The sequence below is a fragment of the Parachlamydia sp. genome, assembly GCF_050255895.1.
Taxonomy (GTDB): domain Bacteria; phylum Chlamydiota; class Chlamydiia; order Chlamydiales; family Parachlamydiaceae; genus Parachlamydia; species Parachlamydia acanthamoebae.
The window spans coordinates 16,374-30,155 of sequence record NZ_JBFWIR010000017.1 but is presented as its reverse complement, the minus strand read 5'-3'; the positions used below and the strand labels follow the sequence as shown (position 1 = coordinate 30,155).

Below are 13,782 nucleotides of genomic sequence, written 5' to 3'. Positions count from 1 at the left end.
TTTATGGAACAAGCATACGCTGAAACTTATAAAAAAATTCAATCCCTCATTGAAGAGAAAACCGGAATTGAACTTTCTTTTTTTGGCTTTCCTTTTTTCGAGAAAAGTATTCAAGAAAGATTGACCACTCTCTCCATTCCTGTCGAGGAGTATTATCCTTTTTTATCAAATAATCCTACTGAATTTCAAGAGCTTATAGAATTATTTGTAAACTCAGAAACATGGTTTTTTCGAGAAAGGAAAGGAATTGATTACGTTGCCGATCTTGCTAAGAAAAAATGTGAAGAAGGAAATAGCCCCATTCTCATTTTGAGTGCTGCAGCCTCGTCCGGAGAAGAGCCCTATTCCATTGCCATGGCTCTCTTTGATAAACAATTGCTTCCCTCTGATTTTCGGATTGATGCCGTTGATATTAGCAATCGCTCTCTCGTAAAGGCCTTGCAGGGGAGGTACAAAAATAACTCTTTTCGGGGGCAAGACCTCTTTTTTCAACAACGCTACTTTCAATTGAAAGATAACCTGTATCATCTTGATGACCAGGTAAAAGCTCAAGTGCACTTTATGCACGATAATCTGGTGAACTCCGATTTATTTCTTAAAAAAAGATTGTATGATGTCATTTTTTGCCGCAACCTGCTGATTTATTTAAATCCTAAGGCTCAAGAAAATGTCATTTTTTTAATGGATCATCTTTTAAAAGAGAACGGTGTTCTTATTGTGGCTCCAGCTGAAACAGAGTTGCTTCGTACGCACGGTTTTTTGCCTGAAGCGGATCCAGGAGTTTGTGCTTTTAGAAAGAAATCTACGCAAAAAATTGAAGCAAAGATAGCCAAAAAAACACCCTCTTTTCCTTCGAAAAATAGCTTTAAGTTTAGAGAAGGCCTAGCGACCATGGTTCAAAATAATGGACATGTGGAAAAAGATCTTCTTAAACAAGCTTTTCAACATGCAGATAAAGGTGAGCTTGATGAGGCTATGCAGACATGTCAGCTTTTTGTTCAGACCCATGGTGCAAACGCGGATGCTTATTATTTGCTTGGAGTTCTTCACCAGGCAATCGGACATAATGATGAGGCTGAAGCTTTTTATCGCAAATCGATTTATCTCAATCCTAATCATTACCAAGCCTTGACCTATTTAGCTTTACTCCTTGAGATAAAAGGAGAAAAAGATGATGCCTTTTTACTTTATCAGCGAGCGGAAAAAATAGAGAAAAAACTAAAAGAAAAAAACGGCTAACGTTTTATTCATCGGATTGAAATATGGTTGAATCTTTAGATGAATTTGGATTTCCAGGATTAGATCATCAGCGTGGAGCGGTATCTGCAAATAAATTGCTAGATAGAGTTCCCGAGGAAAGCTATATTGAGGAATGGACCGACTTATTGATGAGACCTAAAGAAAGAGAAAAAATCGTCGCTGAAGAGTCCGCAGTGATTTTTCGCCTTTCAAATGAATGGCTTGCGCTTTCAACATTCGTACTTGTAGAAGTGACCAACCGCCGACCATTTCACTCCATCCCACACGTTACATACCCTGCTTTTTTAGGCACGGTCAACTTTCGTGGGCAGCTTTGGATGGGTGTTAACATGCATGTTTTTTTAAACATTGAATTAACCCACGAACCGATTGAATCTAAGGCTTTTCCTGCTAGCCGCATGCTGGCCATTGAACAAGCTAACAAACGATGGGTTTTTCCTGTCGACGAAGTTTTTGGAGTGCATCATTTCGACCGTCGCATTTTAGAAAATGTGCCCGTTACAGTCATGCGCTCTAATGTTAATTATCTTCAAGGTGTGTTTAAATGGCAGAATAAAAATGTGGCTTATATTGACTCAGATCTTCTTTTTCATAGTCTTGAAAGGAGTATTTTATGAATCCATCGGAGGAAAAGAACCTCCCCGTATTAGAGCTATTTAGAAAAGACTTAAAAGGACGATTAAGTCAGATTCAAAAATATGTCAAACAGATTAAAGATGGAAAAAGAGAAGACTTTGACATTCCCTATAAGCCTGGCACGATTTTACATGAATTGAAAGCAGAAGCCAATCTGATTCAGCAAGATGTTTTATTTCAATTGTTGAAGTCATTAGAAGTTCTATTTAAGCATGTACAAGAATCCAATCAATACGAGCCATTAATTGACAATCCCGTTTTGGATGAGACATTAAATTTTTTGCAGAAATTTTGTGAAATTGAGTCAGCGCAGTTGTCAACCTGGCTAAAAGCAGAGGAAAAAAAGGCTCAAGAATTGGCTCATCAAATCGCACAAAGCTTTACGAGAAAGTCCTTAAAAGAGCCTCAACCAACGCCGATTGTTAAAGAATTTTCGCCTCCTTCCCCGTTAAGAAATGTAAGTCAAGAAGTTGGGCAAGAGCTTGTACTTGAACGAGCCATGTTAGAAATTTTTTTGACTGAATTACAAGTACAAACAACGGTGCTCAATACGGGGTTAGTTTTTCTCGAAGAGCATGCCGAATCAACAGAAATTTTAAATACATTGATGCGGGCGGCTCACTCCATTAAAGGAGCTGCAAGGGTAGTTTCATTGAATGGAATTGTCCAATTGGCCCACGCTATGGAAGATTGTTTTGTCGCTGCCAAAGAAAAGAAAATGATTCTCTCTGCTTGGAGCATCGATATCCTTTTAGAGGTCGTCGATTTTTTATCAGATTTGTCCAAAACCTCTTTTGCCAACTTCTCCTTGAAAATGGTTCAACAAGAGCAAAAAATTACACAATTGATTAAGAAAGTGGCTGATCTCTTGCACGTGGAAGAGATTCCTTTAACAAGCTCGGAGTCGACAAACCCTTATACAAAGGAAGAATCATCTTCTTCATCTGAAGAGTCAAAGATTTATGACAAGCTAAGCAAAAAATTGGATGAAACATTGCCAGCTTCAGAGAGAGAAGGGGATCGGGTTTTAAGAGTTACAGCCGAAAATTTAAATCGTTTAATGGGTCTGGCCGGCGAAACCTTGGTGGAATCACACTGGCTGCAGCCTTTCAGTTCAGAATTACAAAAGTTAAATCAAGGACAACGCAAAGTTGGGGAGAATTTAGAACAGTTACGCAATAGTTTAGATAAAGATGCGTTGACAGAACATGCTGAATATTATCTAAATGAAGTTCAAAATAAAGAAAAAGAGTACACTAAAAATCTTTCCGCGCGGTTGTCCGAATTGGAGATGTTTATCAGACGTCATTCCAATCTCTCCGATCGCCTATACCGCGAAGTGATTGCGAGTCGTATGCGACCCTTTGCTGATGGTGTTGAAGCCTTTCCGCGTATGGTACGAGATCTTGCACACGAACTAAAAAAGAAAGTACGCCTGCAAATCATCGGAAAAAATACGCTTGTCGATCGTGAGATCTTGGAAAAACTCGAATCGCCTCTTAGCCATTTAATTCGAAATGCTGTCGATCATGGAATCTCTACACCCGAAGAACGGATGAAAGCCGGGAAGCCTCCTGAGGGATGGATCAAATTGGAGGCGGAACATCGTGGCGGCATGTTGATCATCACGGTCAGCGATGATGGAAAAGGAATTGATTTAGATGAACTGCGTCAGGTTCTGATCGACAAAAAAATGGTTACTCCAGAAGCGATGAGAAAACTAACGGAAAAAGAAATCCTCGATTTTTTGTTTGTACCCGGATTCACCACTTCGAAGCGTGTAACGGAAATTTCGGGAAGAGGAATTGGTTTAAACATTGTTCAAAGTATGATTCACGAGGTTGGAGGAAAACTTCAAATCTCTTTTGTACCAAAAAAAGGGATCTCTTTTCAGTTACAGCTCCCCTTGACTTTATCTGTCATTCGCGCACTCCTCGTCGAGATTTCTGGGGAGCCATATGCATTTCCTCTTTCAAGGATTGATTCCGCTTTGCTAGTGCCAAAAGAGTCGATTGAGACCATGGAAAATCGGCAGTATTTTAAATTTGAAGGAGTTAATATTGGTTTAATCTCTGCCCATCAAATTTTAAATGTTGAAGCCCCTAAAGAAACGGCCGATGTATACTCTGTTATTTTGTTGAATAATCTTTCTAACTATTACGGGTTAGTTGTCGATACCTTTTTGGGTGAAAGAGAACTTGTCGTGCAAGAGTTAGATGTTCGCTTAGGCAAAATCATGGATCTAAGTGCCGGAGCTTTAATGGAAGATGGCACGCCTTTGCTGATTTTGGACGTAGAAGATCTGTTGCGTTCCATTGACACCGTTTTAGCTGCAGGTCAGCCTGAAAAATTGCGTCCTAAACCAGAAAGAGAAAAACGAAGTTTGAAAAAACGCATTTTGGTTGTGGATGATTCGATTACGGTTCGAGAAGTTGAAAAAAGGCTTTTGCAAAATAAAGGTTATGAAGTAGACGTTGCAATTAATGGAATGGATGGTTGGAATGCGGTCAGAATTGGGCAATACCATCTGGTTGTGACAGATGTTGATATGCCTCGCATGAATGGAATTGAGCTTGTGCGCCACATTAAAAACGACCCAAAACTAAAGAATCTTCCAGTGATGATTGTTTCCTACAAGGAAAAAGAAGAAGATCGTTTGTTAGGAATGGAAGCGGGTGCAAATTATTATTTATCAAAAGGGAGTTTTCATGAAGAATCTCTTGTTGATGCTGTCGAAGATTTAATCGGAAAACCATAAGGTGTAACCATGGATAATTCTATTCATCAAGTTTTGAGTCAAGCTTCCAAAACTCTTGAGGATTTCATAGAGATCATCTCTACATCTAAAGCCCCTGTTTCTAAAAAAGAGATAGATGATTTTTCTCATCATTTAAAAGAAACGCATGCCGTATTGAAGAACCTGAGAAACTTACGTGATTACAATGTTAAGTCTCTTGAATCTCATTCCGAATTTGCAAAGGAAATACAACTTATACAGAAACTTTTGACAGAAATTCATGTGATTAAAGATAAAGTTACACAAGAAAAAGCAGGAGCCTTACAAGCCTCTCTTTTTTGGAATACGATTGAAGATTTTCAAAATTTAATCAAAAATTTAAAGGAAGATCATAAACGGGGAATTCGAGCAGAAAAAGTGGATTCTCTCGAACCTGAAGAATAACTTTTAAATCGAGTCATATATGGAAATTGCAAGTCCTGCATTTGAGCATGAACAGAAGATTCCCCAAAAATACACGTGTGAAGGAGAGGACCTATCTCCACCACTCGAATTTCACAATGTTCCGGATGGTGCTAAAAGTTTAACTTTGATTATTGAAGATCCAGATGCACCTAAAGGTGTATTTGACCATTGGATTGTCTGGAATTTACCTCCCACGACGCAGCTTTTGGAAGAAGGCGCCCATGTTCCAATGGAAGGCAAAAATGGTTTTCAAGTCGATAAATATCGAGGACCTTGCCCTCCACCAGGAAATCCTCATCGCTATGTCATCCAAGTTTATGCGCTAGATATTAAGCTTAATTTACCAAAAGGAAGTTCCAAAAAAAGTGTATTGGATGCTATGGGAGGTCACATCCTTGCGAAAGCTGTCTTAATTGGAAAATACCAACGTTGATCAACATCGATATATGAAGGATTGAATCTGAGAGTGATTCCGGAAACTAATTTTGGGCACAAAGCTGCTAATCTTATTAAATTGAATGAATTATGCCATTTGTTATCCATTCCAGATATTCAGGTTCGCGTTCCTCCCTTCATTTGCTTTGCGCATTCTGAAATTTTCGCGCACATTCAGCAATACTACCCTGAATATTTGGAAGATTGGACGATATTCACGCAGATTCAGAAAGAAGGAATTCTGTTTAGCCCGGATGCGCAATTGTCGTTATGGAAGATTCAAGAAAACCTTATCCATTTGTTTGCAAATCATCCTTTTGAATCACCAGCTTTGGATGCATTTATCGGTAAGGAAGTCGAAAATAATCAGGTGCTTGTTGTTCGGAGTACAGGAAGAGAGGATGGAGAAACCTTTTCAAATGCAGGGGGAAACCGTTCTGAGTCTGGCATTTTGCCAGAAATCGCAGCGATTTCAGCTGCCATTGGAAAAGTGATTGCATCCTATCATTCTGTAAAATCTTTGCGTTTACGCATTTTTGGTGAGGATGATCCCTATTCTTCTCCTTTTTTATCAGTCTTTGTTCAGGTAATGGTTGGGGAAATTTATGAAAAAAATTGTCGCTTAGGGATTCCTGTATCTGGCATTTTGCACACCCAAGAAATTTTGGGACATACTCCAAAGCTTATTCAAATACAGGCCCTTTATGGTCATAACGAAGCTCTAGTCAAAAATATTCAGCCTTGTGATAGCTTTTATGTGTATCCAGACGATGTGCATGCGATCATTCGTTTTAAAAAGAAAAGGATGGTTCCTAGTTTAGCGGGAGAGTTTGTTACAATTGATAATCCGTGGGAATTGCGAACAAGTGCGACTTTAAATCACGAACAACTTTTTGCTTTTTATCAAATTGCCGGGAAAATTCAAGCTTTCTACAAAAAAATGATGGAAGTGGAATGGGTGTATTCTCATCAAACGCTTTATTTGGTTCAGGCCAGGCCTTTGATTGAAACAAAAAAGCTAGGTCCAAGCTTTGTGAATGAGTCGAATTTACATGCTTGTGTAGGGGATTTTACAGTTTATCAAGGTGAAACTATTGCTTCGAAAGGAGCTGTGACCCTATTAACAGGTTCTTATGATCTTTTACAAGATGTTACTTTGGAGAAAGGATTTAACCATTATCTGCAAGAAAGTAAGCCTACCGCAAAAGCGATTTTTGCGAGACTTTCTGCAGCTGCAACTTCCCATGCCGCATGCTCATTACGTGAACAAGGTATTGAAGTTTTGTGCGGGATCGATGTTCTTCCTGAAGAACTAGATCGTGCCGATGCATTTGCATTGATTGATCCTCAGCAGGGAAAATTATTTATCATACATGGCCAAGATCGCGATAAAACCCAATTGTGGGAATGGTTAAGCGAAAAGGGCGTTGTAGAAGAAGGCTGGACCTATCACCCAATTCCTTCGATTGAATCCATTCCACGGTATGAACTAGAGACGACCTTAAAAAAACTGAATTTTCGGCAAGCCCTGACGGATAAGGAGATAGAGACTCTATTTAGAGAAGCCCATAGACTCACCGAGAATATACCCGTTCAGAAGCTTGTGGGAACGTTGGCATGGGATATGCAAACGCTTGAAGATAAGCCCATTCTTCAAAAACGAATGGATGTGCTATTAAGCCATGCCCATAAAATTCTTCAGATGTATTTTTTAAGAGAGGTTCCACGTAAACAGCGTTTACACGCTCTTAAAAGATTAGAGGCGTTGTTTTTTCAAAAAAGAAGTGTAGATATCGTCGAAACAGATTCGCGACGTGAAATTCTTCAAGAACAATATTTAATTTTTCAAATGGAAAAATTCGCTGTTCTTCCTCAAGTCAAAATGGCTTGGAAAGCTTTTATCGAGCCGTTATTTCTAGAATCCGAAACGCTTAAAAAACTGGAATATTTAATTCATGAAATTCAAGAAAACCAAATTAATGAAGAGTGGATTAATATAGCTTTTGCGTATGCGTGGAAGGAAAAGTATGCAGAATCTTCCAAAGATCTTCTTAATCACTTGGAAGCACAATTTAAAATTTCCATTCCAGCTATGCGTCAGATTGCGAGTGCTCGACAAAATTGGAATAACTTTAGAGACAGATTAGCTCTGTGGGCTCTACCTGAGCATTATGAAAGACTTTGGAGAGAATTCAAAATCAGTCTCTTACTTGAATTAAATGACGTTGCCTATCAATTCTTCTCCATTCCAGACAATCAATGGCTAATACGTGTTGTCTTATTGAAATTCCTGCAAGAATCGATTGAAATGTATGATCTTGCCATGAAAGAGCTGAAAAGTAGCTCTATGTATCATGACAAAGCTCTTCAGGTATTTCGTTTCAGAGAAATGCTTATTCCTTTCTTAGAATTAATGAAAATTTGGGTCACGCACATTCCATCGGCAAATATCGAAGAATGGATTCGGTCAATTGAGGGATTTGGAGATAAATTACCAGGAGACTATCGACAAACCATCATTCAAGCCATTCAGCGTAGCTTTAATCAGATTACCTCTAATGGGGAAGAGCAACTTCTGCCCAGTACAGGTTTTAACGTCAATGCGTTAGTCATTAGTAGCGCCTACTTCAAAAGCCAAGAATTACCCACACATTCGACGTTAGAAGATTTGTGTTCGTTAATGCACCAAAACATTTTAATTGCACAGATGACTGCATGCATCCCTCTTTGGGAAGGAAAATTACCTTCAGAAATTTATCCGTTGCATCACGCATTGCTTAGTATCAAACAGGATTGTTTCATTAGACCAGGAGTTCAAGTTCCTGTTCATGCGAACTGGGTAGGGGTGTCGTATCATTATCCATGCTTTAGCTTGAAGTATAATATCCCCGTTAAAAATCATAGCACGATTATTGATGTAACTTACCATCTTTTAACCCAACAAGTGGAAGTAGAAGTACGCATCATTGGACACAATCGTGGGGGGCGTATGGAAACGATTGGGAAGAATGTGTGTGTGCAGAGTATTGCGCAAAACTTAAAATGTGAAATCTATCCAGAATATGATGCGCGTTTAAAAATGCTCCTTTTTAGATGGCGTTTTCATGAGGAAGAAATAAAATCTGAAAAAAAACTCAAAATAATTATTCATGTTCTAGTCAAGGCATTAGAAGACACTTTAGCAGAGCGGGAGAAGCTAACAGCGCTCAAGTTAGAAAATTTGGACAAGGGCAATGTGCAGACTTGGAAAACATTGTGGGATTCCAAAGAGAATACTTTACATTGGTTTAAAGCCGGGGCACCTTATTTTCATGCTTTGATGCAAAGTTGTTTTGCTCAAAAATGGGACAAAGAATGCCAGGCGATTCTCTCACACATAGGATTGCATTTTCAAAAAGAGGATTCTCCTTTATTTTCAAAGGTCTTTTTTGCTTTAGTAAACTTTTTACATACACATCCACGCCAATTTTGTGCATTCGGAAGTGAAAACCGATTTTTTGGGTTAAATGAATTTTCTGCATGGGCTTTAGAAGATATTTTGAACGACGTACATGCGATTGATTTATTGATCAGCCAGCGTGAACGTCTTGTATACACTGCTAAAGATCCTGCAGAGACAAAAATTTTTTACTTAGCTCTTCATGTGTCTATTTTGCAGCATTTTTTGCAACAAGACAATCAAAACAAGGCACTCGATTATGCGAAATTCCTTATCTCTCATCACCAAGATGAAACGATTGTTGATCTAAATATCCATAGCAAACATTTAGCATTCCCATCGGCCATACTAAAGATTTTGGAAGAAGGTTCAAAGGATAAAATTGTGGACGGCTATCCTGTTTCAAAAGAAATTGCTCTGCAATCGACTGAAATTCTAGATATGCATGGCATAAAAAAAGAAAGGCGGATTCTTGTCAAATTGCCTCACACTGCTCACTGGATTGCTGCGACAGTTATTAAATCTTCTCCTCCGGAATCTCTGGCTGAGCCTTTCGGATCTTTAAAAATCCGCGTTTCGAGAGGTCGTGTCCAAAAAGTTGTGAATCCTTTTGGCGTACGCTTGCTTCCCATTTAAAATGACGACTAAATTTGCAAACATTGAAACAGCAAAATGATTAAAAAATGAAGGAAGCTTAGAATGAGTGTTCTCATAGACAATCAAAATTTGGGATCTCCTCATATGCTCCAGTTGCCAAGTCCAATAAAATGCGAATGTGTCTCCTATTCTCCATGAGTCTCTTTGCCTATTAATTTTGTCATCTTTTCCTTTTAAAAAAATATATCGTTTTTGTGCATACAAGAGATCATTTTTATTTTGTAGAAAAAATCTAAAGTTCTAATCGTATGTCTCTTCCTGAATTTTTTGTTGTTCTAGAAAAAGAAAAAACTTTATGATGGTCATCTTTACTAATGAATAGTCATTACCTACCATCAATTTCACTCTTAAGTCGTATCTATGAAAGCAACGTCTTTTTCGCTATATCAAAAAATAATTATCGCTTTGATTGCGCTCGTTCAATTTAGCGTTATTTTAGACTTTATGGTTATGTCTCCTCTAGGAGATTTGCTTATGAAATCGATGACGATTACACCTTCTCAATTTGGATTTGCAGTTTCTGCTTATGCGTTCAGTGCGGGGATTTCAGGGTTTCTGGCCGCTGGATTTGCAGATAGATTTGATCGTAAAAAAATTCTCTTATTTTTCTATGTCGGATTCATTTTGGGAACTTTATTTTGTGGTTTGGCTAATTCCTATTCCATGTTGATTTTCGCTAGAATTATTACAGGGCTCTTTGGGGGCGTCATAAGCTCGATTTCCCTTGCGATTGTATCCGATGTCTTTACGATTGAGCAGAGAGGTCGCGTTATGGGATTTACGCAAATGGGTTTTGGAGCAAGTCAGGTGCTAGGCATTCCGATTAGCCTCTATTTAGCAACTATGGCCGGCTGGCAATCTCCTTTTTTGATGATCGTTGTGATGGCCATAATTTTAGCTTTGCTGATTTGGTTCAATATGCAACCGATTACTGCGCATCTTGCCTTACAACATGAGCACAATGCTTTTGCGCATTTACGCGAGACAATCGCACAGCCTCACTATCGCATTGGTTTTGCCGCAACGGCATTGCTTTCGATCGGGGGGTTTATGATCATGCCTTTTAGCAGCGCGTATGCAATTAATAACTTGCATGTGACTCCACAGCAATTACCTTTTCTTTTTATGATGTCGGGAGTCAGTGCATTGATTATGATGCCCACGATAGGACGTCTAAGCGATAAAATGGACAAATTTAAGCTTTTTGCAATCGCTTCGCTCTTTACAATGGGGATCATTGTCATCTACGCTCATCTTTCCCCAATGCCTCTCTGGATTATTATGCTATTAAATGTTCTCATGATGCTTGGGATTATGGGGCGTATGGTTCCAGCTATGGCTTTAACGACAGCCATTCCCGAGATGAGAGATCGTGGCGCTTTCATGAGTGTCAATTCATCGCTGCAGCAAATTGCGGGAGGGGTTGCCTCTTCCATTGCAGGGATGATTGTTATTCAAAAAGATAACTTTAGCCCACTTGAACATTACGATACTTTAGGTTGGATTATCGTTGGGGTAAGTTCTGTTTGTATGTTTTTAGTGTATTGCGTCAATCTTCGGATTAAACAAAAATTTGTAAAAAAGCCAGCGCTTGCTACAGAAGGTGTCGTTTGATAGGGTATCATATCGGAAGATATCATCAGAGAATGAAGGCTTCGAACTTTTGATAACAAAAGTCGAAACCCTAGAAATGAAGTTACTTTAAATTTCAATTATTTATCTTAGACCGTTTTTCGGACATCTGTTTTGCAACTTCAACTGCTTCATCGTAGCTCGAAAGAGGTACTTACTTATCTCTTTACAGCCTCCTTTACCTGCATATGCATTCTCTATTGATTTACATGTATTTTGCCCTTTACAGGTTTGGCCGCTAGTTTACATGCCAGACTTTTCTTTCATTGTCTAAATGGGTAGGTTGATTTTCGCCCGGGATTAAGCCCTAATAAAAAATCTGTTTCTGAGAGAGGGCTTTTAACAGATTGTTGAGTGGTTAGGTTGTTGCTATCGTATTGAACAGCAGGGGTTTGCGTTGTGTTAATAAACTAGCTCCTATTAAGCCCATTAAAAGCTACTTTTTTGTAGTCTGCTTTTTTCATAAATCCTCATCTCTTTATTTTTTAACTAAATATTGTGGGATTGTTGATAATCTTAATAAACTTCATAAAATATTTAAACTATGATAACAATATTTTATATCTATAACGTGATCAGTGGGAAATCGTTTAAATTGTCGGGAAATAAATTAAAAGATCTTTTTTTCTTCGAACGCATGCCCGACTTGCAGGCAAACATTTTTTACGGCAAAATAGTCCCGATCAAATTGAAAATGTGAAGCCCGAGAGGAATTAAAATGCCAGTTTTTACCAAAGAAAGCCTTGAAACTTTACGTCAGAGAATTGATTTGGTGGATGTTCTATCCGCGCATCTTGATTTAAAACGGGCGGGAGCTTCTTATAAATCTCTCTGCCCTTTCCACGATGAAAAATCTGCGTCATTTGTGGTACAGAAAGGGGATAGCCATTATCACTGTTTTGGCTGTGGGGCACATGGGGACGCTATCCATTTTTTAATGAACCATTTAAAAATGAGCTTTCTTGAAGCCGTAGAATATCTCGCTAACCGTTTTCACGTACATTTGGATCAAGTTGAAAATGGTGAAGAAACCAAGACGATCAATAAGGCGCGTTTAAGAGAAGCCCTTGCATTGGCTGCTGAATTTTATCATTTTGCTCTCTTGCACACACCCGAAGGTCATCAAGGCTTGCAGTATCTTTATAAAAGAGGGATTGATTTAGCCTTTATTCAACATTTTAAAATTGGATTTGCTCCTCCATTTGGCATGCTTCGCAAAGTTTTACATGCGCGTTCGATTTCGGATGATGCCATGCTAGAAGCGGGGCTTATAATTGAAACCAAAGAAGGGAAAAAAAAGGATTTTTTTTACGACCGCATTTTGTTTCCTATTCATCATCCAACTGGAGGCGTCATTGGATTTTCAGGGAGAAAATTCAAAGAGGAAACATTTGGTGGTAAGTATGTCAATACGGCGGAAACACCTTTATTTAAAAAATCTCGAGTCCTATTTGGTCTGAATTACTGCCGCAAAAGAATTGCAAAAGAGCGACGCGCTATTATTGTCGAAGGTCAAGTCGATGCATTACGTTTAATTTATTCGGGATTCAATATGACTGTTGCTGGACAGGGCACAGCTTTTGGAGAAGGGCATGTCAAAGAGTTGATGCAGCTCGGTGTCCAGGTTGTTTATTTGGCTTTAGATCCCGATGGAGCTGGACAAGAAGCTGCGGCGAAGATTGGAAATCTTTTTCAAAAGGAAGGAGTGGATGTTAAAATTGTTGCACTTCCCCTTGGAATGGATCCCGATATTTTCTTACGTGAAAAAGGACCTGAAAGTTTTCAAATCCTTTTGCAAAAAAGTGTTGATTATCTCTCTTTTCTTGTTACCCATTTATCAAAAAAATTCAATAGTGCCTCGCCTGCGGGTAAAAGTGAACTGGTTCAGACTGTCACCGAGCAAATTCAAAAATGGAACCATCCCGTCATGGTGCACGAAAGTTTGCGACAATTGGCGCATTTAATGCAGGTGCCTGAAAATATGGTCAATCAAGGAGTGCTTCCTCGTTCTTCACATGCTTTTATGAAAAAAGGAGCAAGTATTGGAACTGCGGCTCAAGTTGACCCTGATCGCATTTTAGAGTGTGATTTATTGCGTTGGATGCTATTAATGGGTGAGACACATCCCCACTTTATCGAAATGGTTTGCTTAAATTTGAAAGTAGAAGATTTTTATCATTTGGTTTGTGGCCGTCTATTCACGGCTTTTTTAGAAGGATATAAAAATCAGAAGGTGCCCGATCTCCTTTCATTAGCGATAGCCATTGATGATGAAGAAGGACAAACACTCATTTCTGAAATTCTTGAGAAAAAAATCAATAAAGATAAAGCTGAAGGATATTTCAAAGAAACGGTGCAACGCATTTTAGATCGCAATTGGATGAAAATGCGTGAGGAGATCAAGATGAAAATTCAAAGTGGACAACTTTCAGATGATGAGGCTTTGGATCTTGCGAAACGTTTTGATGAACTTAAACGTAATCCGCCTCAACTGAAAGTCATTATTCCAACAAAAGAATAG

At 38.8% G+C, this 13,782-nt stretch carries 8 protein-coding genes; all 8 read left to right on the top strand.

Annotated elements, in window-relative coordinates:
• The first annotated feature begins 3 nt into the window (after positions 1-3).
• The 8 genes from AB7E63_RS04330 to dnaG all read left to right on the top strand — a co-directional run bounded on the left by AB7E63_RS04330 (position 4) and on the right by dnaG (position 13,782).
• A complete protein-coding gene (locus tag AB7E63_RS04330) occupies positions 4-1,239 on the top strand; it encodes a CheR family methyltransferase (protein WP_241208979.1) in 1,236 nt (411 codons plus the stop codon).
• Between the two features lie 23 nt (positions 1,240-1,262).
• Positions 1,263-1,877 (top strand): chemotaxis protein CheW, encoded by a 615-nt coding sequence (locus tag AB7E63_RS04325; RefSeq protein WP_006340982.1) that lies wholly within the window; start codon positions 1,263-1,265, stop codon positions 1,875-1,877.
• Positions 1,874-4,654: a hybrid sensor histidine kinase/response regulator gene (locus tag AB7E63_RS04320; protein ID WP_013924831.1), complete on the top strand. Its 2,781-nt coding sequence runs from the start codon at positions 1,874-1,876 to the stop codon at positions 4,652-4,654. The genes AB7E63_RS04325 and AB7E63_RS04320 overlap by 4 nt, the downstream gene beginning before the upstream one ends.
• 9 nt (positions 4,655-4,663) lie before the next feature.
• Complete coding sequence (locus tag AB7E63_RS04315) at positions 4,664-5,077, top strand: hypothetical protein (RefSeq protein ID WP_006340980.1); 414 nt, start codon at positions 4,664-4,666, stop codon at positions 5,075-5,077.
• Between the two features lie 19 nt (positions 5,078-5,096).
• The gene (locus AB7E63_RS04310) at positions 5,097-5,531 is read left to right on the top strand and encodes a YbhB/YbcL family Raf kinase inhibitor-like protein (protein ID WP_006340979.1); all 435 of its coding nucleotides are present in this window, start codon (positions 5,097-5,099) and stop codon (positions 5,529-5,531) included.
• Positions 5,532-5,564: 33 nt separating this feature from the next.
• The gene (locus AB7E63_RS04305) at positions 5,565-9,608 is read left to right on the top strand and encodes a PEP/pyruvate-binding domain-containing protein (RefSeq protein ID WP_428418808.1); all 4,044 of its coding nucleotides are present in this window, start codon (positions 5,565-5,567) and stop codon (positions 9,606-9,608) included.
• Between the two features lie 381 nt (positions 9,609-9,989).
• Positions 9,990-11,243 (top strand): MFS transporter, encoded by a 1,254-nt coding sequence (locus AB7E63_RS04300; RefSeq protein WP_006340977.1) that lies wholly within the window; start codon positions 9,990-9,992, stop codon positions 11,241-11,243.
• Positions 11,244-11,979: 736 nt separating this feature from the next.
• Positions 11,980-13,782, top strand: coding sequence for a DNA primase (gene dnaG, locus AB7E63_RS04295; protein ID WP_013924832.1), 1,803 nt, complete (start codon positions 11,980-11,982; stop codon positions 13,780-13,782).